Origin of the sequence: Tunturiibacter lichenicola (assembly GCF_051013355.1) — a bacterium.
Classification (GTDB): Bacteria; Acidobacteriota; Terriglobia; order Terriglobales; family Acidobacteriaceae; genus Edaphobacter; species Edaphobacter lichenicola_F.
This window is the reverse complement of sequence record NZ_CP132944.1, coordinates 5,145,204-5,170,249: the sequence shown is the minus strand read 5'-3', so window position 1 is coordinate 5,170,249 and position 25,046 is coordinate 5,145,204. Positions and strand designations below refer to the sequence as shown.

15 protein-coding genes and 2 tRNA genes are annotated in these 25,046 nt (G+C 54.8%); 9 read left to right on the top strand and 8 right to left on the bottom strand.

What is annotated here, in order from left to right; translation table 11 throughout:
• Positions 1-192 precede the first annotated feature (192 nt).
• Both RBB82_RS21680 and RBB82_RS21675 read right to left on the bottom strand, forming a co-directional pair.
• Complete coding sequence (locus RBB82_RS21680; RefSeq protein ID WP_433972811.1) at positions 193-864, bottom strand: hypothetical protein; 672 nt, start codon at positions 862-864, stop codon at positions 193-195.
• A 65-nt stretch (positions 865-929) separates the two neighbouring features.
• A complete protein-coding gene (locus RBB82_RS21675) occupies positions 930-1,286 on the bottom strand; it encodes a hypothetical protein (RefSeq protein ID WP_433972810.1) in 357 nt (118 codons plus the stop codon).
• 837 nt (positions 1,287-2,123) lie between these two features.
• Between RBB82_RS21675 and RBB82_RS21670 the strand changes: the two genes are divergently transcribed.
• The 3 genes from RBB82_RS21670 (at position 2,124) to RBB82_RS21660 (ending at position 5,593) form a co-directional block, all read left to right on the top strand.
• Positions 2,124-3,668 carry a carboxypeptidase-like regulatory domain-containing protein gene (locus tag RBB82_RS21670; RefSeq protein ID WP_433972809.1) on the top strand — a complete coding sequence of 515 codons (1,545 nt, stop codon included), beginning with the start codon at positions 2,124-2,126 and terminating at the stop codon, positions 3,666-3,668.
• Positions 3,665-5,434, top strand: a complete 1,770-nt coding sequence (locus tag RBB82_RS21665) for a carboxypeptidase regulatory-like domain-containing protein (RefSeq protein WP_433972808.1) — start codon at positions 3,665-3,667, stop codon at positions 5,432-5,434. Before RBB82_RS21670 ends, RBB82_RS21665 begins: the two co-directional genes overlap by 4 nt.
• Before the next feature lie 71 nt (positions 5,435-5,505).
• Positions 5,506-5,593: transfer RNA gene (locus tag RBB82_RS21660), tRNA-Ser, on the top strand.
• A 237-nt stretch (positions 5,594-5,830) separates the two neighbouring features.
• Here the strand turns inward: RBB82_RS21660 and RBB82_RS21655 are convergent.
• Together RBB82_RS21655 and RBB82_RS21650 are read right to left on the bottom strand one after the other, a co-directional pair.
• Complete coding sequence (locus tag RBB82_RS21655) at positions 5,831-6,913, bottom strand: VWA domain-containing protein (protein WP_433972807.1); 1,083 nt, start codon at positions 6,911-6,913, stop codon at positions 5,831-5,833.
• Positions 6,914-6,920: 7 nt separating this feature from the next.
• Positions 6,921-9,923, bottom strand: a complete 3,003-nt coding sequence (locus RBB82_RS21650) for a hypothetical protein (RefSeq protein ID WP_433972805.1) — start codon at positions 9,921-9,923, stop codon at positions 6,921-6,923.
• A gap of 967 nt (positions 9,924-10,890) precedes the next feature.
• Here RBB82_RS21650 and RBB82_RS21645 point away from each other — a divergent pair.
• The 3 genes from RBB82_RS21645 (at position 10,891) to RBB82_RS21635 (ending at position 13,998) form a co-directional block, all read left to right on the top strand.
• Complete coding sequence (locus tag RBB82_RS21645; protein ID WP_433972804.1) at positions 10,891-11,598, top strand: hypothetical protein; 708 nt, start codon at positions 10,891-10,893, stop codon at positions 11,596-11,598.
• A gap of 200 nt (positions 11,599-11,798) precedes the next feature.
• Complete coding sequence (locus RBB82_RS21640; protein WP_433972803.1) at positions 11,799-12,020, top strand: tyrosine-type recombinase/integrase; 222 nt, start codon at positions 11,799-11,801, stop codon at positions 12,018-12,020.
• Between the two features lie 547 nt (positions 12,021-12,567).
• Positions 12,568-13,998, top strand: coding sequence for a M20/M25/M40 family metallo-hydrolase (locus tag RBB82_RS21635; RefSeq protein WP_433972802.1), 1,431 nt, complete (start codon positions 12,568-12,570; stop codon positions 13,996-13,998).
• 57 nt (positions 13,999-14,055) lie between these two features.
• Here the strand turns inward: RBB82_RS21635 and RBB82_RS21630 are convergent, their stop codons facing one another.
• Entirely contained in the window at positions 14,056-16,053 is a 1,998-nt protein-coding gene (locus tag RBB82_RS21630) for a prolyl oligopeptidase family serine peptidase (RefSeq protein WP_433972801.1), read from the bottom strand.
• Positions 16,054-16,784: 731 nt separating this feature from the next.
• Here RBB82_RS21630 and RBB82_RS21625 point away from each other — a divergent pair.
• Together RBB82_RS21625 and RBB82_RS21620 are read left to right on the top strand one after the other, a co-directional pair.
• On the top strand, positions 16,785-20,501 hold the full coding sequence (locus RBB82_RS21625) for a carboxypeptidase regulatory-like domain-containing protein (RefSeq protein ID WP_433972800.1): 3,717 nt from the start codon (positions 16,785-16,787) through the stop codon (positions 20,499-20,501).
• 466 nt (positions 20,502-20,967) lie between these two features.
• Complete coding sequence (locus RBB82_RS21620) at positions 20,968-21,294, top strand: hypothetical protein (RefSeq protein WP_433972799.1); 327 nt, start codon at positions 20,968-20,970, stop codon at positions 21,292-21,294.
• A gap of 182 nt (positions 21,295-21,476) precedes the next feature.
• Here the strand turns inward: RBB82_RS21620 and RBB82_RS21615 are convergent.
• Positions 21,477-21,553, bottom strand: a tRNA-Arg gene (locus RBB82_RS21615).
• A gap of 65 nt (positions 21,554-21,618) precedes the next feature.
• On the opposite strand from RBB82_RS21615, the gene ispG reads away from it, so the two are divergent.
• Positions 21,619-22,851, top strand: coding sequence for a flavodoxin-dependent (E)-4-hydroxy-3-methylbut-2-enyl-diphosphate synthase (gene ispG, locus RBB82_RS21610; protein ID WP_433972798.1), 1,233 nt, complete (start codon positions 21,619-21,621; stop codon positions 22,849-22,851).
• A 381-nt stretch (positions 22,852-23,232) separates the two neighbouring features.
• Here ispG and RBB82_RS21605 read toward each other — a convergent pair whose 3' ends face one another.
• Both RBB82_RS21605 and RBB82_RS21600 read right to left on the bottom strand, forming a co-directional pair.
• Entirely contained in the window at positions 23,233-23,805 is a 573-nt protein-coding gene (locus RBB82_RS21605; RefSeq protein WP_433972797.1) for a cytochrome b, read from the bottom strand.
• Positions 23,802-24,860 carry a catalase family peroxidase gene (locus tag RBB82_RS21600; protein ID WP_433972796.1) on the bottom strand — a complete coding sequence of 353 codons (1,059 nt, stop codon included), beginning with the start codon at positions 24,858-24,860 and terminating at the stop codon, positions 23,802-23,804. Before RBB82_RS21600 ends, RBB82_RS21605 begins: the two co-directional genes overlap by 4 nt.
• Between the last annotated feature and the right edge of the window lie 186 nt (positions 24,861-25,046).

Below are 25,046 nucleotides of genomic sequence, written 5' to 3'. Positions count from 1 at the left end.
ACCAAAACGATCGCGGCACGTTGTAAACCGGGCGAAGCAGCGAAACTATTCAAGTAAAACTCCAAAGAGATCAATCTAAAAGCTACACATTATTAGCTCGTCATGGCTGAGTCGCGCCCTCGGCCGTAGACCCTCCTGAAACAAACGTAGCGACCCGAAGGCGCTACGTTTGTTACGGAATTTTCGCTTGGGTTAGAAGTGAAGCCGCGCGGAGATCTGCATCTGCCGTTGGCTGTAGGTGTTGTTGCTGTTGGCGTTGAGGTAGGTGCCGTAGTTCTGTACACAATTGAGAGTATTTGGTGTGGTGGCAGTACCGCTGCTTATGGAGTACAAACCATGAGAGACGCTGGTGATGTTCTGGTGGTTGAGCAGGTTGAATGCCTCGGCAAAGATCTCCAAGCGGTAGCTGCCGAAGCGGCTATCGGATAGATAGAAGTTCTTTCCCACGCGCAGATCTACGTTGGCGGTCTTCGGCATCGTGACCTGATTCCGGCCCAGAATATCGATTCGATCCGCGCTCGATCCTACACCGTTGATACTCTTGAACTCTCCCAGGCTGGTACCTCCGCTGACCGTTGGCGTATATGGCAGGCCATTCTGGATCTGGATGACTGGTGCGATCCTCCAGCCGTCGGCCAGATACTTCTTCCAGCCATCGACGTGGACCGGCGGCTGATAGATACCCGCGAAGACGAAGCGGTGACGAACGTCCAGCGAGTTGTTGTCATGCTCTTTGCGGAGGTCTATTGGATCGAAGACGTTGAAGGTGGGAACACCTGTCCCGATGTAGGGATTGAAGTCAAGCGCATGAGACCAGGTAATGTTGGACAGGATGGATAGTCCGTTGCTGTAGCGGTGATTCAACTGGATGGCCAGAGCGTTGTATGCGGAGTTGACGTTGCTGGCGATCTCGAGGATGTCGCCATAGTTTAGATTGGGGCGGTTTGTACGGTGAAGAGCGTGGTGGAATAGACGAAGCCGTTGGCAAGTGGAGGATTCTTCCCTCCGTGCGGCAGGGTGACGTAGGCGCCGGGAGCTACCGTCTGCGTGGTGTTGTTGTTCACCGTGTAGGAGATGGTGCCGTTACCAACGGAGCTGACGTTTGTATCGTTGGAGCTGTCGAGTTCACGACCGAAAGAGCCCATATAGGTGACGGCGAAGGTGGTGTTGTTGCCGAGGTCTTGTTCGATGGCAAGATCAGCCTCGTGGACCTGCGGATTTTGAAGATGCGGGGAGAGAGCCCCATTGCTTGCGCCAGTCTTTGGGGTTATACGGAGAGGTGACATAGGCGCCGGAGGCATTGGGCATAGTCAACAGGGTGTATGGATTGACTGCTCCCCCGAGGTTGTTGTCGCGATCGTAGAAAAAAAGTTCGCCATGAAGCTGATTACCGCCGCTCTTGGTTACGGTGTTAATGACACCACCGGCTGCTCGCCCGTACTCTGCTGAATAGTTCGAGGTGTTGACCTGAAGCTCCTTCTATCGGCTGGATTTGACGATGAACGCGGATCGTGGGAGTCGATCCGGGAAAACATGAATCTACAGCGCAGAGCCTTGATAACAGTCAAATGTTACGAAGGCATAAAAAGTTGATACATAACATCTTTAAAAACATTTTTTAGGTACAGTGGAATGCTTGACCAGTCTCTTCTTGATGGCAAGCAGAAGGGAACGCAATGGAGGATTGAGTATCCAGAAATTAGCGAGGCAAGGTGCGAACATTTGCCTGGTCGGTTCACCCTAGCGTGAGATTCGGCAGCCCCCAGGGGTGTCTCTGTCCTGTATCGGTACAGAACTTGCGATTACATGTGACACTTTAAATCCAATGGGACGGTCTATTGGTGGGTCTCTCTCTACTGAGATGCCGCTATCCAGGTTTCTGCCGCGTCTATTGAAGTATCGTGAACTGCAGATGGGCTACGATTGCGTACGGTTGTGCGAAGGGGCGAACGCTGCACCTCACTAAAACCAGTTTGGGGGCGTCTTATTTCTGCCTGCCCGCGAGGTACCTGTTGGTGCTGTCAGATCGAATCATTCATAGACTTCGACCCATCTGGGCTTCGTATTCACGGCTCGTTGTTTATTGTCTTTGGTCTGTTTCATTAACGACATTGAATGCGCAGATGGGAAGCATTACCTCGAGCGATAATTTAGGGTCGAACCCTTCGACAGCGACCTCGGCTATTCCAAGTTCTGTTACGGGTCAGGTTGTCAATGCCAGCACTGGCGCTCCCGTGTCTCGTGCCCTGGTCCGTCTCAATGATCGGGCAGTTCTGACGGATCACGAGGGTAAGTTTCGGTTTGATCAGAATACGGAGGCCAGTGCAAATGTCCTGGTCAGCAAACCGGGGTACTACGCCGGCACGGAGTTTTCCGAGCCGGTCAATCTGTTCTTGAGCGCGGCTCAACTCGGGTCTCCGCTTGAAGTTCGTCTGTACCCCGAGGCTTTGTTGACTGGGACTCTAACGGCGCCAGACGGTACTCCCCTGCCGCATATCGCGGTTAGTGCTCAGCGCAACGTTTATGACGACGTCGGTCATCGGTGGATTTCAGCTGGACAGGCACAGACGGATTCGCATGGCAACTTTCGAATCCCTGTGCAGGCTGGGGACTACAGACTGGAGACTCGATATGCGCCTCAGGATCGTACAACAGGAGAAGCCGTTCTGCCTGCTACAGTTCCGAACGAAAATTCATCAAATACTTCCCGTATGATTCGAATTCACAGTGGCGAGGAACAACATTTTGAACTTCGGCCTGCTGTCAGCCCCACCCATGCGGTTACGGCAACCACACAGCCTCCGTCCGGGCGTGGCTTTACCAGAATCTCGGCGCGTTCCAGCAACGGAAGCGCGTTATCGGTCGGACCAACGATAAGTGGGTTGAGCGGGGAGATAAAGATTCAACTGCCTCAGGGAACCTACACCCTGACTGCTCGCATGATGGGCGACCCAGAGGCTCCGGAGCAGGCAGAGACGACGGTGACAGTACCGGATCACGATATCTCGGGAGTGGTGTTGCAGTTTTTTCCTATCCCGGCGATTCCTGTGGAGCTTGTTGTCGACGGAGCGTCAACGTCGGATAGTTCATCTCCAAATCTGCAGCAGATGGGGCTGACTCTACAGAGCGAACAAACTGACCCGGATCGCGGCGACTCGAGTGTTCGACTGGCGAGTCGCCGAGACCAGAGCTCCGTGTTCATAGTGCCCCCGGGGAGCTATCGATTAGCCGCACGCAACAACGGTGGTTGGTATGTCAAATCCGTCAGTTATGGCGACTCCGATCTGCTACAGGATGAACTTGTTGTTGCGCCGGGGGCAGCAGGTACTCCTATTCGCGTTGTGGTGAGTAACGAGATGGGCGGCCTGCAAGGTGAGGTCAAGTTGAAAGGTGATCCGAGTGCATGTTGGATCTATTTGATTCCGACAAACGCCAGCGTTCAGTCCGTGTACACGACGCGCAGCAGTGCTTCAGGCAGTTATAGTTTTGCGCATCTGCCGCCCGGTAGTTACCAGGTGGTCGCTTTTGAGCAACGCCACTCGGCTGATTACCGAGACCCAGAGAGTATTGCTCCATTCAATGCTCAAGTGCATTTCATCAGCATCAGTGCTGGTGATAAACCGACTTTGAATCTGGATGCCGTCCCCGTCGCGGAGGTGGTTCCGTGAGATGCAACTCTTTGAGCGGCCTGACTTTTTTTGTAGTGGCGTGTGTGTGCGGAGGAATTGCACAGCCGCCGATCTCTGCGCAGACAAAGCCGGAGACCAAGCACAACACGAAGAACGTGCGCTATGAGATCACCGGAGTTGTGGTGAACAGCGTGGGAGAAAGCCCTGTAACTCCCTGCCACATCACGGCGAGTCCTGTATCGACGCGAGGGAGAGGCGCAAACCGTCAATTCCCTGCCTTGGCCAATAACGCCGATGCAGATGAACAAGGCCGCTTCACGATTACGCTCCCTTCGGCGGGCTCGTGGCGTTTGACGGCGAGCGCTCGAGGTTTCGTTACCCAGGATTACGATGAGCACCAAGGTTTTTCGTCGTCGGTTGTGTTGACTTCCGAATCGCCGACGCTAGATCTACGTTTCAACTTGAGCCCTGAGGCAGTCATCACCGGCGTCGTTCTGGACGAGGCTGGCGAAGCTGTAAGGGGCGCGCAGATCGCGCTTCACAGTGTGCCGCCACCGAGTCCGGGAGGTCCGCAACCTCTTGGAGGGACGCGCGCAGCGACGCAGACCGATGATCGGGGCAGATACGAACTGACGAACGTGTCGCCTGGAGGCTATCGTCTGACAGTGCAGGCCCGTCCGTGGTACGCCGCCGCATTGCAACAGGGAGCTCAATTCAGTGGCGGCGCCACAGCTTTGGAACCATCGCTTGATATGGCCTATCCTGTGACGTGGTTTCCAGGTACTGGCGATGCCGCTCTGGCGGAGACGATCGTGTTGCATGCGGGGGATGCGCGCGAGGCGGATTTTCGTCTCGTTCCGATACCGTCAATCCACCTGCGTATTGCGCCTCCGCCTCGATCGCCTAACTCTGGCGGGGATCGACTGACTCCGGCGTTTCCGATGGTGCAGCCGGTCGATCCCAGCGGGGGTGGCCTAAGCTTGACTACTCGTCAGGACGGACAAGGACAATTTGATATAGGAGGGTTGACGCCGGGACTCTATCAGGTGAGGCTCGCTATGCCAAACCAGGAAAGCCATTCCACGGTGGTAGAGGTGACGGCAAACTCTGCGCGAACACTCGATTTGAGCGTTTCCTCTCGTGACATGGCTCGGGTCACGATTCACTTCGACGGCCTCGCAGAGGCTAGTTCAGGGTCTGAAGAAGGTCGCAATGGGGCTTTGCGCGTCAACTTGATCGACACCGACACACAGCGAGGAAGTTTTTCGTCCCAAGGTGATATTGGGAGCTTCATCAACACTGGGCGACGTGGACAGAGAAATCCAGATACGGATAGCGTGATGGAGGTGCCTCCGGGGCGTTACGAAGTTGTCTTGCAGGGGCGACCGAATGTTTTTCTCACCGGGCTTAGCGCGACAGGATCCGACACATCGGGAAGATATGTGATGCTGTCGGCGGGCGAGTCAACTTTGACAGTCCATGTTGCCAGTGGCCGCGCCAGCCTGAGTGGGATCGCGACGCTTGGGGGAAAGCCAGTGATTGGTGCCATGGTTTTGCTCGTCCCAATCACAATCGAAGAACCTGATTCAATCAGGTTTTTGCGCCAAGACCAGACCAATACAGATGGGAGCTTTGATATTGCAAGCGTAATTCCAGGGCAATACATTTTGATAGCCATCGATCATGGATGGCAGATCAACTGGGGCGACCGGTCGACGTTGCGACGATATCTGACTCACGGGGTGCCAGTAGAGCTGAAGTCGGCGGCGATCATGAAGCAAAACGTCGATGCGCAGGTTCCGTGAGGATTGGGAACGGTCGTTAGCCGCTCTAAGAAGCTCGGATTGTGTTAGATTCAAAAAAGGCCGCAAATTGCGGAGAGATGGCCGAGTGGCTGAAGGCGCACGCTTGGAAAGCGTGTATACCGCAAGGTATCCAGGGTTCGAATCCCTGTCTCTCCGCCACTAACGTCTAAAACATCAAAGTAAGCCCCAGATAAAACGGGTGTCTACGTCTTTCTACATCGGACGACGTACGGTGAAAGCAGACTCTCGAGTGAGTGCTTTGTCTTCGTGAGGGATACTTTTCGAAAAACGGAACTGTTTGATGGCGCGACTGCACCAACAGAGAGCGGAGTTCAAGAAAGCTAGGCCGAAGAAAGGCTTATCGGATGAACAACGGCGGAGGTATTTATCTCTGTCTCATTGCGAAGCTGATTCCGCTCCAGGTGCTGGCATGCTGTCTGTGGAAGGCTGTGTCTGTTGAAGAAGACGGTATCCGTCACGAGTCCGAACGTGGTACTTCTGCAGGTTCTTGCCGACGAGTTTCACGGTAATGGTGCGCCACCCCCGATTCGAGTTCGGCTGGGGGTAGTAGCTGAGGGTGTAGAGGTGTGCCAGGTCATCCCGAATGGAACTGAACGCCTGTTTTTCATCTCTCCAACTCTTAGAAAAATAAGCCTTGCCACCAGTCGCCTTACTCATGCGTTCAAAGACAGCCGTTGAGACCGGTTCTGATTCCGCCTGCTGTGTACTGATCATGTAGATGATTGTTCCCGTCGATTGGGCAAGTTCGGCTACGTCTTCCGGGGGCACCAAGCTAGCATTGTCGGGGCCGTTGGAGAAGACAACGATCGCCTTCTTTCCTGTCAGCTGAGCAGCATCCTTTACGGTTAGCAGGAGCGAGTTGTAGAGCGCAGCGTCATCACCGGCGACTGTGTTGCGGACACCACGCAAAACCTGTGTTCTGTCGGATGAAAGGGTGGAGACTCGTGACAGGTCGCGGCTGTAGGAATAGAGAGCCACCTTGCTAACACCCTCGAGAGAGCGAATGAAATCGGCAATGGAATCCTGTGCGAATACGAACCCGCGGTACATGTAGTTGCTGGTGTCGAAGAGAATAAATACGTTGGCACCAGCAGACCACAAGGCAGGAAGCTTCGCTGGATCTCCGGTAGCTGCCGTATCGTTGGGCTCCGATGCCTTTGCGATGTTCTGAGGCTGAGTTCGACCAGCTCCGGGAGCAACGTCGATCAACCTGCGGGGTGGTTCGTTCCCTTCTTCAAAGGTGGCTGTCTTTTCGGGAATCTTATCTTCAACGATTGAGAAGTCTTCAGGGCTAAGACCGCTAATGTAGTTCCCTTTCCCGTCGGTAACGGCGACGTTCAGTTGCACAAGGACCACGCTTACTCGAATGCGTGACGCATCTTCCTGAGCGGATCCGGAGCCGATGTTATAGAAAGGAAATGAGATTATCCAGAGGAATAAAAGAAGTCGTTTTGTCATAGTCCTCCTATTGCGCAATCGCATCTTTCCCTGCCCGCTCTGGCGCAGATGAAGTAGTGTTGCCTGCCGGCAATGCGGCAATTTTGCCCTGACGAAACTCCGTACCCGTCTCTTGCACAGCGCGAAGGATCGCAGGCCAATCCTCAGGCTCTGTTGCGAAGATTTTGGCGATCGCATGTCGGCTCAGTTCAGGAATCAGGCTGTTCAATGACACTGGCGAGTAGCCCATCTCGTCCGCCAATCGCGCCCAATATAAGTTGCTGGACTCCCAGGACTCGCCGAACATGCGGCTGGAATATGACCCGAAGAAAGGGAATGGTTTTACATTCATCAGTTCGCGAGCGTTTGTCAGAGCTAACGTCGGGTGAGGCACACCAAAGTCGATCGAAATACGCTCCCAACTGACTTCGGCTGAATGCTGGCGCTGGAGGTCAGCAAGCTGTTGACTTGCGGGTCCCCACGAGGCGGCTTCGTCGGGAAACCTCTTGTGATACTCGGCGGCCAAGCTCGATGTCTCTATCGGCATCATTCGAGGAAGCAGCGCAGCCGCGTCTTCCGGACGAACCAGAGACTCTTCTACTCGTTCCAAGCGCTTCGGCGACATGCGGTCAGAGAGAATAACAGTCACTTTCTCTTTGAGCTGCGCGTCTCCTACGGATGCAGTTAAGATCTCCTCCCCTGATCGCTGATACAGAGCGACTGCATGAAGTTCGTTCGGTGTAACGTTCCACCAACGCGGCAGAGTAGCGCCTACTAGAAGCTCCGGAACGAGGTCCTTCCAGATTAGAGCTTGCACGTTCTCCGGTGCGATGAAGTCCTGCTCTGTCGATGCCAGCGCGTAAGACAGGTCAGCCAACGAGCCCACAAGATAGGCACCACCGCCGGCTGGTGATCCTGCTCCCAACAGGACTGGGGTGCTCCATCGCCGATCGTAACCCTCTATTGATAAACCTAGGAAATCATGCGAGCGGACAAAAAGGGGATTGTGGTGAAGCATCTGCGCGCCAGGCGGTTCGTAGTAGGCGTAGTTCAAACCGACCAATGTGTCCCGTAGGAACGGGGCGAGTTGGCCGCGGGCTACTTCGAGCTGGGCATGCGTACTTGGCGTTTTGATGACCTTCGTGAGGTCCGTTCGAACCTGCAGTTCCGCGTGACGAGCGGTGTAATTCGGGGGGGCCCAGCTAATCTTCTCGCTGTTGGTAAAGATGGGGCGTGGCATATCGAACTCGCGAAGCTCTGCCGCAAGCGGTAGCAGACTATCTGCATTGCCCTTTCCCTGTTCCATCTCCTTCAGTCCATCGCTAAGTGCGAAGAGGGTATCGAGTGAGACTAAGCGTTGATCTTCAAGAACGGAGTTAATTCGTCCAGTTAATATCAGGTGTACTCGTCTGCTATCCGAGTTCTCTTGAGCAGGACCTGCAAGCAAGCTGACGATCTCATCTTGTGAGATGTGTGCCTGACCGCCGGCCGCAGGCAGGAGCGCTTCCAGCGAACCGCGTACCCCATCGAAGAGTTGGGGAGGCGAAGAGATAGCGGCGAAAGGTTCAATCATCTTTTGCCAAGAGTTGTTCAATTCGGCGCTCGGAATCTCGCCCTGACGCGCCAGTATCTGCCAAAGTCCTATGGTTGCCTGAAACGCTCCAAGTTCGTTCGCACGTAGAGTTTGATTAGAGGTTCCGTCGATATTGTCTGCTATGTTCACAAATCGAACGATGGAAGCATCGTTCACCTCTGGGAACTCAGTAAATACCAGGTACCAACTATTGAACCTGGAAAACTTGTCAGCCAGCAACCGCACCGTGTCGACAGATAGTTTGCTTCCCTGTTGACGCCCGCGATCCAGTTCGCTCAAAGTGAGATAAATCTGAAGCGCTCCGACATCGGTATCCATCGAGGAAAGGGCAGTCAGTGCATCGAGTACCTGCTCAGGGCGGTTCCAACTTTTAGCGCGTTTGATCCAATCGCGAACGATTTTGGAATCGCTCTTTTGAAGGAGAATATCCTTCCAAATTGCAAGATCTCCTGGGACGTGGGGTTCGCCGTTCGACTCCCACTGCATGCGAGTAAACAGCAGCAGAAGTTGCGGAGCTCTGGGGAATACACCTCTCACCGCATTCGTACCAGAGTCGCCCGCGCGAAACACCTCATAGAGCTGTTTCATACGTGGAGTTTCGGTGAAATGTTTTTGCTGTTCCTGGCTGATGCGAGATAAGACATCGAAGTAAGCAGCCAGCCAGCCCCTATCCTTCGCAAGCAAATGAACAACAAAGTCCCCCGGGGAATCCGGGCTCGCACCGACCAATTCCTTCCATTCAGCTTGTGCAGCTACTCCTCCAGGAACGATCACATGTGCGTTGTGAATACAGATCTGACTTCCGTAGAAGTCCAGCACGCTCGCGTATGGAAGAAGCGCTCTGAGTCCTGGCGATCCTTCCAATGTCGTTCTGGTTTCGTTATCACTTTTGCCAAATGCCCAGTAGAGTCTAGCTACGGATGGATCGCTTAAGAGCGCGTCTACAAGGCTTCCGTCGCCTCTTCTGGGCCCTGCACTCAGTCCAATCCAATCGCTTTCGTGAAAGAACGCTGGGACCCGGGTGACGGGATAGGAATAACTGAAGGGTGTCCCTTTTTGAAGAGCTTCTTCTAGCTCAACGAGGGGGAAACCCGAGTCGATGGTGAGGAAAGCTCTCTCTGGATTCGCAGTTTCCAGCGTGAAGTTCTTCTGGCCACATCCTTCCCGCAGCCTGTAACCGAGAATCTGAACTAGAGTGCCAGCGTCATCACAACCGGCAACCCGAATTGTGTTGGTCGTCCCCGCCAGAATCTGCAGTTCTCTCGCCTGACGGATGTAACGATCAACCAGGATCAGAAACTCTGTTGGGGAGTTTTGCCGGTAGCCGTGGAGGTACACATTGCGAGCGAGCAAAGGCAACACATCTTCCGGGGTGACCTTCTGGCTGATACCGGCCATGCGAAGAAAGGATCTCAGCGGCCCAGGGATGAGCACCATGTCTCCCGTTGGTGGCGCTGGCTTTGTTGCTCGCGCCGTATCGGCGCCTGATGAGACCGCAGAACTTGCGCTGGCTGCAATAGCGCAAGTTAGAAGACACAAAGAGGCAACTACAGGAACAAACGGCTTACGCAATGCGGACTTCATCGCCGGACACCCCCAACAACCATGGAGACAGATGTCTCCGTACGGAAAACACGCAATCAAGGAATAGAGCTGACGATCCAGCAGGTCGCCGAAACCGCAAATCCAGCGGAAACTCGGATAAGAGCTGCGATCGTGTCGACTGGGTTCCACCTCCAACGGGCAAGTAAGTTCCGCAGCCGGTCGTTCCTAACGTTCCTAATCCAGAAGACTTATTTATGGTCGATCGATTTCCACGTACTCTACTCCCATCTCGCGATGTTTTGCCATAGTTGAAATCACAAAAACCATAAAATTACAAAAGAGGCATTTGGATCAGACCGCATAGCGCATTGAAATCCGTTTGTAGACAGGGTAGGACATGGTTTGCGTTGTAACACCGTAGACGCAAATGTTGATGGAGGTCACCCGATCCCTTGCGCAGTGACCTGTGACGTCCACAGTGAGGGAGAAGCACGCTTCAACTTAAGGCCAGGGTAACTCTGTTTTAGAGTTTTAGTGGCCCGGGGCAGAGTCCAACTGCCGACCTTCGCGTTAGGAGTGCGTTCAAGGAGTTGTTGCACGGCGCCGCGCTGAATCGCTAAGCGTAGCTAACTATCATTTAACTAGCTATTTGCGATAACTTTAGTCTTGCGAACTGTTGCACGGGTAGCGGGAAATCACGCCAAAAAGTATCCCCGAAGTATCCCCAAGATGGTTATGGATTGGATTTGCAAGACTAAGGGGGACGTGCAAGAGGGGCAAAACCGAAAGATGTCCAAGGGGTCTATTGGCGTGAGGACCGAGAAGCAAGGCTGCGCGGTACAAGATCAACGGCAAGCTAGTGCGCAAGGTCTTCGGACCTCAGCCGGAGGACAGGCGAGAAGCCATTAATTGGCCTGAAGATGCTCGCTCCCTCAAACGCAAAGAGGGAGCTGAGGCGCTTCCGGTAAGTGCGAAGAAGCCCCTCCTCACGATGGAAGAAAAGAAGGCTATTCGTGCAGATAGGGACACGAGCGTAACGCTTGGGGAGCTATGCGACGACCTCAAGGTTTGCATCGCCGAACATCCGACGCAGTACAGAGATCAGGTTAATCCTCCGCGTCGTCTGGATCGAATCAAGGCTGGTCTTGGCGACAAACCAGCCTCCAGCCTAAAACCGAGGGAGGCAGAGGCTTGGCTTGACGGACTCACAAACAGTCACGCGCAAGGGGGAAAAGGGAGACCGTTGTCGGATGCATCCGTCAACCGCTACCGTGTAATGCTAAGTGCCGCTTACAAGCGAGGCATTAGGGATGAGATGGTGACGGATAACCCTGTGAAGGGAACGTCGCAGCGGAAGCCCAAGAATGGAGTAATCCGCTGGTTGCAGCCCGACGAAGAGAAGGCGATCCGCGGGGTAATTCAAAGGCGAATCGACTGGTGTGAAGAACAGGGCCGCCCTCAAGAAGCAAATTGGGAGAGGCAGCACCTTTGTGAGTTCGTTATCTCTCTTCAGACCGGGATGCGCGGGGAGAACAGTTCGGGCTTACGGATTCAGGAGTGGACCTGAAGCACAAGCAAATTCATGTAATGGAATCGAAGAGTGGGACGGAGCGATACATACCGATGCTGCCGGAAGTAATTTCTTGATTCAAGACCCGAAAAGGATGGGACTTCGACGTAAAGATCGACGGGAGGGGGAGCCGGGTCAGGCACCCAACCAAGGACGTTTGTTTTGCGCTCGCCGATCCTAAGAAGTGGTGAGCTGCTGTGCTCAATGAAGCTAAGGTGAAGAAGTACCGCTGGCATGACAATCGTCACACCTTCTGCTCAAGCTTGGTGCAGGCTGGTAAGAGCCTCAAAGTCGTGCAGGAACTCGCTGGTCATCGCGATATCAAGATGACTGCCCCGGTACGCCCATCTCGATCAGCAATCCAAACGCGAGCCATTAGAAGATGCTTTCAAGACGAGCTGAACAGGCGGTCATTTTAGATAAAGTTATTGAAACAAAAACTCAAAGAATCACTTGCATATCGTTCAATATTATCGTTTTACGAACCGTTATTTGGCAAGGCGTGAACGATCCCGATTCTACTCAAGAAACTTCAGAATATGCGGGTTGACGACATCAGGTTGCAGGAGCGGTGCCGCATGCGTTGCGCCCTTGATGATTTCCTCCCGCCCCCCGGAATAGCCCTTGCCAGTTGATCAGTGTGCTCGGGCTTTATGCAATCGAACTCTCCTGCCACGATAAGCGTCTGAGCTTTGATCGTACCAAGATCGGCCACGCTGAAATGGGGCTGTGACCGCTGCATCTCGATGATCTTCTGATAGGCAACCGGCCAATGAGTCGGATCGGGTGCAATGCGTTTGTAGGAATCTCGGGCGGTTGCGATGAGACTCAGTGTCTTATACGTCAAACATGCCTTACCACATGGGCTTACACAGCAATGCACTTTGTTTCTCATGGTAAGAGAGGCTTTTCATGCGAATATGAAACCTGAGCTGCAGCAATCTTCGCTAAGCAAAGGATCGATACTTGAGAACGATCGCCTCCTGCCTTCTTCCCGTTTTGTTTACGTCTTTTCTTTGTGCTCAGCCGAACCTGTTGCCTGCGGCTGACAAAGTTCTGGCCCGTGACATCTTCCAGCAGCTCATCGAAACGAATACAACGGACTCGGTCGGCAGTACTACAGTTGCGGCCGACGCTATGCGGAAGCGTCTCCTGGAGGCTGGTTTTCCGGAGGCGGACGTTGTTGTTCTTGGACCGAATGACAGGAAGGGAAATATGGTGGCCCGTTATCGAGGCAAGCCTGGGTCGACCATGAAGCCTGTTCTGTTGATAGGCCACATCGATGTGGTCGAAGCGAAGCGCTCTGACTGGACTACGGACCCCTTTCAGTTCGTTGAGAAGGACGGCTACTTTTACGGACGCGGCACGCAGGATATGAAGGACAGCGATGCCGCACTGGTCGAGAGTTTTATAAGGCTTCGGCGCGAGGGCTTCGTTCCTGACCGCGACATCGTCCTCGCGCTGACCGCTGATGAAGAGGGGGGGAAATCAAACGGCGTCGATTGGCTCCTCCAAAATCATCGTGCTTTGATCGACGCAGAATTCGCAATCAATCCAGACGCTGGAGGGCCTGAATTGGAGAAGGGCAAAGCCATCAGCATGGGGGTAGAAGCTACTGAAAAGCTATACGCTGATTTTCGCGTTACGGCGACGAATCCGGGTGGACACAGTTCTCTGCCCCGCCCAGACAACGCGATCTACCACGTGTCTGATGCTCTTGGGCGGCTTGAACACACTCCGTTTCCACTTGAAACGAACGAGATTACACGGGCGTACTTTGCCAGTGTCTCCAAAACAGAGACGGGTCAGTTGGCTCTCGATCTTAAAGCTGTCTCCGGGCCGGTGCCTGATCCGGCGGCCGCGCAAAGGCTTTCAAAAGATATGATCTACAACTCGCTTCTGCATACGACCTGCGTTGCGACTATGATGTCCGCGGGTCATGCTCCTAATGCTCTGCCCGGGAGCGCTGCAGCCAATGTGAACTGCCGCATATTTCCGGGCCACTCTCAGGAGGAGATTCGTCAGGAGTTAATTCGAATCTTCGCGGACCCAACCTTGAAGGTGCAATATGTCACCGACGGCGGTGAGGTCTTCGATAAAGGCTCCGACCGTAAGTCTATGGCTCCGCCGCCCTTGAATCCTGTGGTGTTCCGGCCGCTCGAAGCCACGGTGCAGTTGGTTTGGCCAGGTATTCCTGTTATCCCTGAGATGGAGACCGGGGCCTCCGACAGTATCTACACAATGAATGCAGGTATTCCCAGCTATGGATTCTCGGGCATGGGCGTGGACCGCGACGACGACCGCGCGCATGGACGCGATGAGCGGATTCGCGTCGTCGACTTTTATACGGGAGTCCAGTTTGAATATCTGTACTTGAAGGCGCTGACCTCACAGTAGGGGGGGCGGTTAGTACTCGTCCATCACGGCTGCACTTTGTTCGTGACTGGACGAGAATTAATTGCCACCATATTTTGCCAGCCACTTTAGCTCTTCCCGAACCTTGATGTAGCCGTGCCACGGATTCTTGTCCAACGGATGATTTTCACCGGGAAATACAAGCAGTGCGTGCGGCACGTTAAGTCTTGAAAGCGCGCGCTCCAACAGAACCTGTTCAAAGTAGCTAACGCGATCGTCAGCATTTCCACCCACAATGTGAGTGGGCGTCGTGACTTTGTTCATTTGAAAGAGCGCAGCTTCACTTTGATAGAGCTCAGGCTTCTCCCAAGGGGTTCCAGAGAGATACCACGCGTCGTCCCACGTCAGATCGTCGTTACCCCAATTGGCTGCGTGCTCAACGGCTCCCGCTCCCGTGACCGCCGCCTTGAAGCGGTTGGACTGCGTGATGATCCAGTTGGTCATGTAGCCGCCATAACTGTAACCGCCGATTGTGAGGTGATCGGGATCGGCGATGCCGTCCTTGACCAAGGCATCCACACCGGTGAGGATGTCACGTCCGGGTGCGGAGACCAGATGTGGCATGATGCCCAACATAAAAGCGTCGCCATATCCAGTCGATCCACGATAGTTAGGACGGAAGACGAGCCAGCCGTTTGCCGCAGCGAGGGTCGCCCAGTCATACCAGTCCGCTTCGAAGCGGTTGCCGTCAGCGCCTGCAGGGCCGCCATGGATCAGCGTCAGCATGCGCAGGTGTTGAGCATCCTTCTTTCCGGGCGGATAGATGAGAACGCCTTCAACATCGATCCCATCGGAGGACTTCCAGCGGTAGGGTCGCCACTCTACCCGTGATCTCTCGCCGAAGACAGGATTTAGAGCGGTGACGGGCTTGGCTCCGTTGAGTTCAGCAACGCTGGCTGCAACGTAGACCTGTGTCGGCTCGGTGATGCTTGAATGAGTGAATAGCAGCGACGGGTTGTGGAGGGACGAGTTGAGTTGAGCGTAGGTACCTGGCATGGCGGCGATGCTCTCGAACTTCGCTCCGTCAATGCGGTAGAGATGTTGGTCGATGCCAGTTAAACCCGCGGCGATTACCTTGCCATCGGATGTCACAGCGAGGTCTTCCCACGACCCCGCGAAGTCTCCTCCGAGGCGAGTCGCCTGTCCCGATTGGAGATCGATCGAATAGACGCGGCCCTGTACGTCCTGGTAAGACCCTTCGATCGATCCTCCGGCAGCGCGCACCAGCACGTCGATGGTTTTGCCTGATGAAGTCCAAGTCAGATGGTCTTCCAGCCCCTGGTTGTGTGTGAGTTGACGTGCTTCCCCACCCTTCGCAGAGACGAGAAACAGTTCTGATTTCGCAGGATCTTCCAGCCGATGCGAGACAGGACCGGTCTCGAAGGCGATCTGTTCCGCTTGAGGGGAGGGTACGATCTCGACGATCCCGAAGACGCTGTGCGTGATGACGGACGCGCCCGCAGGATACTGAGGCCGATCCGCTGGCACTTTTCTGTCCTGGTGAGGCTCAGGCGTCTTTACGTTCGCATTGATAGCGGTGTCGATGGGCAAGGCGAGGAGCACATCGCCGCGCTCCTGCTCGCGCCAGCGGATCACGTCTTTCCATTCTGCCTTCCGAGCGTCTTCCTGATCTTTCGGGAGCGGATCGGTGGCGGAGAAGTTGATGCTGGAACTGTCAGGCGACCAAGCGAACGCGTGAACGTCGAGCTTCTCTCGATAGAGCGGAAACGCCTCGCCACCATTGATGGGAATGAGCCAGATGCGGTTGGTCTCGTCCTTTTCTTTGTCGTTTTCTTCCTTCTCGACGCCAGTCACCGGGCGATCGGATTGAAAGGCGATGTAGCGGCCATCGGGTGACCATCTTGGAGACGAATCGTGTCCAGAGTGCGTCAATGCGGTTACCGTGCCGCTGGACCGCGTCCATAGCCAGAGATCGTCTTTGAAACGATTCTGCTGCCAGTCGGGAGCTACGGTTGCGATCACCACGGCTGAGCCATCAGGCGAGATGCGCGCATCGTGTATCTCGGTCGCGTTCATAAACTCGTCGAGCGTAATAAGAGGCTTCGTCTGTGATCGACCAGGAAAAGAGAAAGCAAGTAAGGCGAAAAGAGGTGTGATGTGTGAGGCTTTCATAGGAGTTAGAAGAGTATACGTGCCATGGGAATGGCTTTCTTTGTCTGAGCAACGCTGTTCAAGTTTGGGAGAGCCGGACATCTCATGTCGGGATAGATTGCAGCAATGGGAACGACGTGAACGCTCCAATTGATGATGTTTCTCGAACGGAAGAAATTAGATTAGCTCCTTGTGTTTCATAACGCCACATAGTTGAGGCCAACCGCTCCGTTGGCTGCGGGCACCGAGTTGCAATAGGCCGAGGCGTTGGATTTGGTCGGGACCAGGTGCGTACACTCCACTGTTACAAATTTGGCAATGAGCATCCATGGTGCGCCTGGGCGGGTCGCGATGGTCTCCGTTTCGGTCGAGCCCGATAGGGAATCTCTCACGTATTGGATGTTCCCCTGCTGATATGAGGCCGTGATACAGTTCGGCTGACCTGGGTGCTTTCCGCGACGCGTCAACTTTTCTAACATAAAAGCTTCTTAGCTATTGCAATCGGTCTCGGCTTTGAGATAAAACCTAGAACATCCAATCGCTTTCCAATTAGTAACGTTCTGAAGAACAAATAAATATCCTCACGGCCTCGCCATTAAGGCTACGTTCCTACTTCCGGTGGGTGCTCCGGCTCCTACCGCTTTCCGGAGGCAGTCATGCGCAGACGTATATCTACTGGCATATTCACGGTCTTTTTCTGCTTTTTGACAGTCGCAACCTGGGCCCAAAACGCGACCACGTCTCTTCGTGGCGACATCAAGGATCCTTCCGGTGCATTAGTCTCCGGGGCCGCCGTCCACCTGACCGACAGTTCAACTGGACAAAGCTTCACCACCACCACCAAAGCCAGCGGCCAATATCTCTTCGTTCAGATTCCCCCTGCAAAATACAGCATTTCTGTCACGGCCACCGGCTTTGGCAAGGTAAGCAAAATAGCAGAGTTGCTCGTCAACCAACCTGCCACCATCGACTTCTCTTTGCCCCTGTCTACAAACACTGAGGTTGTCGAAGTCTCCGCCGGAGCCCAGACACTTAACACGACGGACGCATCTCTCGGCAACTCCACCGATAACGTCACTATCCAGGCGCTTCCCAGTGAAACCCGAAACGTCCCAGATCTGTTGAGCCTTCAGCCTGGCGTCTTCTTTCTTCCGCAGCCATCTAACCCGCAAATGCAGGACAGCCGTAGCGGCGCCGTCAACGGTGGCCGATCCGATCAGGGCAACATCACCCTCGACGGCGTGGACGACAACGATCAGGTCAACGGCTTCGCGTTTACCGGCGTCCTCCGTCAGACCCAGGACTCCATAGAGGAGTTCCGCGTCACCACAGGTCTCGCCAACGCAGACGCCGGGCGCTCCTCCGGCGCACAGGTCAGCCTCGTCACCAAGTCAGGAACCAACCAATTCCACGGGGCAGCCTACTGGTATAACCGGCCCACCTTCACCGTCGCCAACGACTTCTTCAACAAGCAAGCCCAGCTCAACAGCGGCGAGGATAACCGCCCCCCAAAGCTCATCCGCAATATCTTCGGCGGTGACGTTGGCGGCCCCATCTTCAAAGACAAGCTCTTCTTCTTCGCCAACTACGAAGGGTCACGCCAAGCTGAAAGCTCTCAGGAGGTCCGTGCTGTGCCGACCGCCCTGTATCAACAGGGAATTTTGCAATACATCGGATCGGGCGGCGAAACAGAATCCCTTACTCCCGCACAGGTAGCGACGCTTGACGCGGGATGCGAGGTCTGCAACACCAGCGCCTACGCACCTGGTCCTGGACCGAACCCCAACGCTCTCGCGTATTTCAACTCTATGCCCACCGCAAACGGGCTAAACGAAGGCGACGGTCTCAACAGCGGATCCTACTCTTTCTCGTCGCCTAATCCCAAGACACTCAACACCACCATCGTTCGTCTCGACTACCTTCCCTCGACCAAACATCATCTGTTTGCTCGCGGAAACCTCCAGAAGGACACCACCGGTGGAGTCGAACAGTTCCCGGGTCAGGGACCATCTTTCGAACTGGTCGACAACAGCAAGGGCATGACCTTTGGCGATACCTGGGTCATATCGCCCCTGATCGTCAACGATGTGCGATATGGCTACATCCGGCAGGGCTACGGTAACTCGGGCGTCGGAACGGGCGACTATGTTGACTTCCGCTATCTCGACACCGCCACCTCGGAGGCTCGAACGACGATCATCTCTGTTCCAGTCAACAACATCATTGATAACTTCACTTGGACCAAGGGAAGACATACCATCGAAATCGGTGGCAACTGGCGACTCATCCACCAGAATCGTTCATCCAATTCCAATTCTTTTAACTCCGGAACATCGAACCCATCGTGGCTGGGTGGTAATCCGCCAGACCCATCGACTCTAGGACTGGATTCCGTCAGCGGTGGCTTCGCTGCCTCCTACGTTCAGGCGTACGCGAACCTCGTCGGAACCATCCCTCAGGTCACGAACCTATATAACTACGCCGTCAGCAGCGCCACTTCAGGCACTCTGCTTGCAGATGGCGCATACATCGACAGACACTTCAAAGCTAACGAGTACGAGTACTACATTCAGGACTCATGGCATGCTTTGCCGAACCTCACCCTCACCTTTGGTCTGCGCCACACAATCCTGCAAACGCCGTGGGAGACCAAGGGGCAGCAGGTTGCGCCGACTGTCGACACACACGCATGGTTTAATCAGCGCGAGAGTGCCGCTCTTCGAGGACAGATCTATGAGCCAGATCTGACCTTCAATCCAAGTGGTCCCTTCTACAACAAGCCTGGACTGTGGCCAAAGTCGAAAAACAATATTGCCCCCCGCTTCGCCGTCGCTTATTCGCCAAATCCCAAAACCTCCATCCGCGCCGGAGCCGGCATCTTCTACGACCACTACGGCCAAAGCCTCATCAACACCTTCGATCAAAACGGATCCTACGGCCTCTCGTCATCGGTCTCGAACCCGGCAAGTACATACAGCGTTCAAAGCTCGCCACGTTTCATCGATCGTCGTACACTGCCCTTCAGCAACGGAACCGCGCCACCCTCCCAGACTTTTCCCTTTACCCCGGAAGAGGGCAACTTTGCCATCACGTGGGGTCTGGACAGCAAGCTGAAAACACCCTATTCGGAGGCTTTTGACTTCTCCGTGCAGCAGGAGTTGCCTCGTGGCTTCACCCTTGAAGCCGCTTACGTAGGCAGACTAGGACGCCATCTCCTGCAGAGCCTCGATCTCACCCAGCCAGTCGACTTTGTCGACCCCCAGGGAGGCGGAGACTACTACTCCGCTGGCTCTCAACTTTCTCAAGCGGTCGACCGGAATGGCGGAGATCCAAGCTCAACCGTTGCCGCAATCCCATACTTCGAGCATCTCTTTCCCTTCATGGCAGGAATCGACTATTCCGGAGAGAGCGCAACTCAGGCCATCTACACCAACGAGTGGGCTCCTTACCGCAGCAATCTGGGTGCGACATCAGCCTTGGCCGATATCGACTTCTTCTGCGTCTACGGCTGCCCTGCTGGCTACCAGTCGCGTTTCTGGCAAAATCAGTTTTCATCCCTATACGCTCTCTCCACCATAGGCATGAGCTACTACAACGCAGCGCAAATCACGCTACGCCATCCCATGAGCCACGGTCTCCAGGCTGACATCAGTTACACCTACTCACGCTCGATCGATATGGGCTCCGACTCGGAACGCAGCTCCGAGTTTTCCAACGGTGTCGCATTTGGAAACAGCAGTATCATCAATACATGGAAGCCTGAACTCAATCGTGGCGTCTCGGACTTTGATACCACTCACCTTCTCACGGTCGATTGGGTCTACCAACTTCCAATCGGCAAGGGTGCCTCTTATCTCGGTAACGCCAACACCTTCGTCAACGCCTTAATCGGTGGCTGGCAGCTCTCCGGAATCCTGCGAACAACCAGTGCCCTGCCCTTCACCCTGGGCGAGCCCGGATGGACTACAGATTGGCAACAAGGAGGCTACGGCATCGTCACGGGAGATGTGAAGACTGGCCGGCACTTCGACCAGAACGGAAATCCCCAATTCTTCAAGGACCCTAACGCCATCAATAACGGACTCAGCACCGGCGGGCCCATCAGGCTCCCTTACCCAGGAGAGGTTGGTCAACGTAATAACTTCCGCGGTGATGGCGTATTTGATCTCGACTCCGGCCTCGCCAAACGATGGTCGTTCGGTGACCACGGTGGACTCAAGTTCGCATGGGAGGTCTACAACGTCACCAACACAATGCGTTTCGACGTCCCGACCAACCTTCAATCTCAACTCACCAGTGGAACCCTGGGCGTCTCCAACACACTCCTTGGTCCCCCGCGCCGTATGCAATTTTCTCTACGTTATGACTTCTAGCCCAAAAGAATCACCTCCGCTTCAACTGGGGCGAGACCATTGAGTCCTGGCATGTCTCTATTGGGAGCACTAGGATCGCTACGTTGTAAAAGCCAATGCGCGAGGCACAGGCGAAGAGATTACAAGGAAATGGCGCTATCACTTGGGCGTGCCGGTTAGCGAAATCGGTCGGATGGCTGCCAACGCCGAGATTGCTGGTCCCTCCAGCTGTTATGGAAGTGGGCGTGTCGTTACGAACGGACGGCCTAGACGACTCGATGAGTGACCCGGCGATTTAGTACCACCGCGAGTCCCCTGGACTGCGACCATTCCTGTTGTTTCCTGCGAAAAGGTAGCTGATGACACGTTGCAGCTAACTAAAGTCGCTGACACTGCAATTCGATTTCGTCTTCAAGACAACGCGTTCAAGTGCCTCTCACGGGCTGCGGATCTCGGTGACATCCGGGCACGTACAGATACTGGCTTGATGTGTCGCTACGCTGTTGGAATCGGATCAAAGAAACCTGACTTTGAGTGCGCGACAAGGCGTTTAAGACAGAGTGCAGATCAGGAAGACCCTAAGGCGCAACTCGCTCTCTTTGAAATATACGACCGTGGCCTGGAGGGCGCGCCGGACCCTGCGGAGGCGAAGAAATGGGCGAACGCGTATTTCAATAACCCCATAATTGCTGATCAGAGGATTGAGAAACTCAACGAACAAGAGAGAATAAAGTTCATGCGGGAGCTGATCCTTAAAGGTTTAGGGTTCGGTGACGACTTGATAAGGCTGCGAATCAAACAATCGGCGCCTTAATGCTTTTGGGCTCCTATCGGTTGCCAGTCTCAGGGGAATATCTGACGACGTTCAGAGGCTCCGCTGATTTTGAATCCCAGGGTCATCTGACTCATCTTCTTATATCCGACGCTTCGGAAGCAGGGTCCACAACCTGCATCGGTGCGGTAAAACAATAGCGAAGGGAGTAGAAAGGGATTATGTGGTGGCCCGGGGCAGAGTCCAACTGCCGACCTTCGCGTTAGGAGTGCGCTGCTCTATGCAACTGAGCTACCGGGCCACGTTTCGGTAGTGTATCGCGTAGGTTGTTGCTGGTGCGGTGATAAACTTGAGGGTGGAGAGTTTATGCCTGAGATACAGCGACGACGTGCGGTAACGGTGAATATTGGCGGGGTTCGGGTTGGGTCGGATTCGCCGGTTGTTGTGCAGTCGATGACAAATACGGATACGGCCGATGTCGAGAGCTCTGTGCAACAGATTGCAGCGTTGGCACGTGCGGGTTCGGAGATGGTTCGGGTTACCGTCAACAACGACGAGGCGGCTAAGGCTGTTCCGGCAATCGTCGAGGAGCTGGCGAAGAAGGGCTGGTCTACCCCGATCATTGGTGACTTTCACTACAACGGTCATCTGCTGCTGAAGAAATATCCTGAGACTGCGAAGGCGCTCGCGAAGTACAGAATCAATCCGGGCAACGTTTCTATCGGACGGAAGGATGATGACAACTTCCGGACGATGGTTGAGGTTGCAGTAGAGCATCAGAAGCCGGTAAGGATCGGCGTGAACTGGGGTTCGCTCGATCAGGCGCTGCTGACGAAGATGATGGACGAAAATTCGAAGAGTGCCACTCCCCTGCCCGCTCGCGACGTGATGATGGAGGCGATGGTGGTGTCGGCGCTGGATAATGCTGCAGCTGCGGAGCGTTATGGGCTGCGGCGGGATCAGATTATCTTGTCCGCGAAGGTCTCGGGCGTTCGCGATTTGATCGATGTTTATACCGAGTTGGCAAAGCGTTGCGACTATGCGCTGCATCTTGGGTTGACCGAGGCAGGGATGGGGATGAAGGGCATCGTGGCTTCGGCTGCGGGGCTGGCTCCTTTGCTGCTTTCGGGGATCGGGGATACGATCCGGGTGAGTTTGACTCCGACGCCGGGTGGGGACCGGTCGGAGGAGGTTCGTTGCGGGCAGCAGATTCTGCAGTCGCTCGGGATTCGGAGCTTCATGCCGCAGGTGACTAGCTGCCCAGGGTGCGGACGTACGACTTCGACCTACTTCCAGGAGCTGGCGGAGCGGATTCAGGCTTATCTTGTGGCTTCAATGCCGGAGTGGAAGAAGCAGTATCCCGGGGTTGAGGAGTTGAAGCTGGCCGTCATGGGTTGCATTGTGAATGGACCGGGCGAGTCGAAGCATGCCAACATCGGAATCTCTCTACCTGGAACGTTCGAGGAGCCCAAGGCTCCGGTTTATGTGGACGGCAAGCTGTTCACCACTCTGAAGGGCGATAAGATCGTCGAGGAGTTTCAGGTGATCCTCGATGAGTATGTCGAGAAGCGGTATGGACGGGTTTTGGTCGAGGTCTAAGCGCGGTCTCTTCCGACTGGTACCTCGGGCCTTTCAACACCGGGGTACCCCCTCCCCCCTCAGGAGTATTTTGGATGGAACACGTTTGTATTGAATAACTTGCAAGGTGGTGGCGGCTGCAAAATATTCATTACAGATGGCTTATGCCTAAAATACTTGTTATCAACAGATTAGCCCCGGACAGTTTCCCGGGGCTAGTCTGCTTTTAATCTTCCTAACCTTCAATGTCAGTATAGCTTTTGGGGCGGAACTAATGTGCCACGCGAAAGTCCTTGTTTTGAAACGGCTTATGGGGTTCGAGGGCTTGACAGGTATTGGCGACCGATCGGTACGGATGTTCTGGTAGCAGATTTTGCTTTTCCGATGCAGTTCGTTCGCTGGCTATTCCACTCGATCAATTAGCTCATGCTGTTCACGTGTGATCACTGGCGCCATTGTTTCGAAGATGCCGTCGTTTCTGACCAACTTATGAAAGAGTATGCCGGCGATGTGAGCCAGGATCACTCCGAAAAAGGCGAAGGCCAGGTAATGATGTGCGCGCCATAGCAGCGTATGCAGACCGGGACTTACCGGCACGATCGACGGCAGATGCACGCTTCCAAAGAGTACGACCGGATATTCGGCAGCGGATAACATAGCCCAGCCGATCAGAGGCATGCCGATCATCAGTAAGTAGAAGATGTACTGCGAGGAGACTGCAGCCAGCCTTAGCGGCTCCGGCAGATCGGCGGGCAGCTTAGGTGCGCCGTAAATGATGCGTAGGGTTAGGCGAATGAGTACAAGTATCAGGATGGCTATACCGAGAGGTTTATGAATCTGGACCAGCGTCAGGTACTTGGTAGAGACGGTCGAGACCATACCTACACCGATAAACAGCATGGACAGAATGCAGATTGCCATCAGCCAGTGAAGCAATCGCTGCGGCGCGGTGAAGCGTTTGCGGCTTGTCGTCATTGCTTGGCTCCTGTCGCGGTATGCGGGTAGTCCGCCTCTTCGGCTGTTCGGCTGTTGTAGGACCTGGAATACGCCGCCGAACGGGCGGCGGGGAATGGGTCATCCGACGTAGTGATTCCGGCCGGCAGCACGGTCGGGTCGTAGTTGATGTCGCGGCACGGGCCGTTGGGCTCTGGTTCAATCTGCTGCACCGTCATTGTGCCAACGTTGATCGTACGACGATCAGCAGGCCAGGCCTTGTTCGGGTCTGCAGTTGGGTCGCCGGGGTTGGCAACGGTGACCATCAGGTTCCAGTGCTGAGGGTCCGCGGCCACACGTTGCGTGATCTCCTGCTCGAGATAATCGGGACCGCGCTTGGCCAGATCCGCTGGCGAAATAGAAACAGGTTGTGCCGCTGGGATCAACGACCAGCGGACGGGATGCTTCGCGCCGGACTCATCGACGAAGAGAAACGAGTTGAGACTGTTGTAAGGCTCCTCCGCATAGCTCTCGGTCCATTGATCACTCTTGGCCCAGGGGAGAAACGTAAGGAACCCTGGATTTGCGCCAATGAAGCTCTTCATCGCATCGGGATCCTTGCTTGCGGAGGCAGTCAGGAGGTCGTAAAAGGCCTGCGGATTCGAAACGGGAAAGATCGGCGCATTGATCATGGCACTGCGCCACTGCTGCCCGTCCGGCGTGGTGATGAGAATGCCGAGGCCGCGCGTACGCACCATTGCGTCCTCAGCATTCGGATTCGGAGTGCCAAGGTTGAAGCGTCCCACAATCGGATATTGGCCCCGAACGAAAACCGGTGCTTTGGAGAGTGACGAGCCTTCGCCGTTTGCCTCAAACGTTCCTGTGAAGCAGATGCCTTTGGCGTGATTGCGGCGGTGCCCTAATGCCGGGCCACCCGGAGGCGCTAACGCTGCTACCAACTTTTCGGGCGTGAGTTGGTGCGGTGTCAGCCATCCAGCCGTGTATGCAAAACCAATCGCAGCGATGCCCACCACCGCAGCAATCAATACGAACGGCCAAAGCCGAAAGTCTTTCGGTGATGCGGGAGACGGAGCCATTCAAACCTCGTTTCTGAAGTTGTGGAGCCTCAAACCGATACCATCATTATGTTGCCGGAGGCTGATGCTATTTTGACAGAGTACGTTTGCGTCCTTGTCTGGTTCTGGTAATCCGGGCCGCGAACTGAGGTAAGAATACAAGCCGACAGAACGCTTCCTCATGTGATTTTTTCTGAACGACCAAAA

Coding starts and splice junctions, on each gene's coding strand:
- RBB82_RS21675 (WP_433972810.1), bottom strand. CDS start 1,286: ATGTCACCTCTCCGTATAACCCCAAAGACTGGCGCAAGCAATGGGGCT.
- RBB82_RS21670 (WP_433972809.1), top strand. CDS start 2,124: ATGGGAAGCATTACCTCGAGCGATAATTTAGGGTCGAACCCTTCGACA.
- RBB82_RS21655 (WP_433972807.1), bottom strand. CDS start 6,913: ATGACAAAACGACTTCTTTTATTCCTCTGGATAATCTCATTTCCTTTC.
- RBB82_RS21650 (WP_433972805.1), bottom strand. CDS start 9,923: ATGGTGCTCATCCCTGGGCCGCTGAGATCCTTTCTTCGCATGGCCGGT.
- RBB82_RS21630 (WP_433972801.1), bottom strand. CDS start 16,053: ATGAACGCGACCGAGATACACGATGCGCGCATCTCGCCTGATGGCTCA.
- RBB82_RS21625 (WP_433972800.1), top strand. CDS start 16,785: ATGCGCAGACGTATATCTACTGGCATATTCACGGTCTTTTTCTGCTTT.
- RBB82_RS21620 (WP_433972799.1), top strand. CDS start 20,968: ATGTGTCGCTACGCTGTTGGAATCGGATCAAAGAAACCTGACTTTGAG.
- ispG (WP_433972798.1), top strand. CDS start 21,619: ATGCCTGAGATACAGCGACGACGTGCGGTAACGGTGAATATTGGCGGG.
- RBB82_RS21605 (WP_433972797.1), bottom strand. CDS start 23,805: ATGACGACAAGCCGCAAACGCTTCACCGCGCCGCAGCGATTGCTTCAC.
- RBB82_RS21600 (WP_433972796.1), bottom strand. CDS start 24,860: ATGGCTCCGTCTCCCGCATCACCGAAAGACTTTCGGCTTTGGCCGTTC.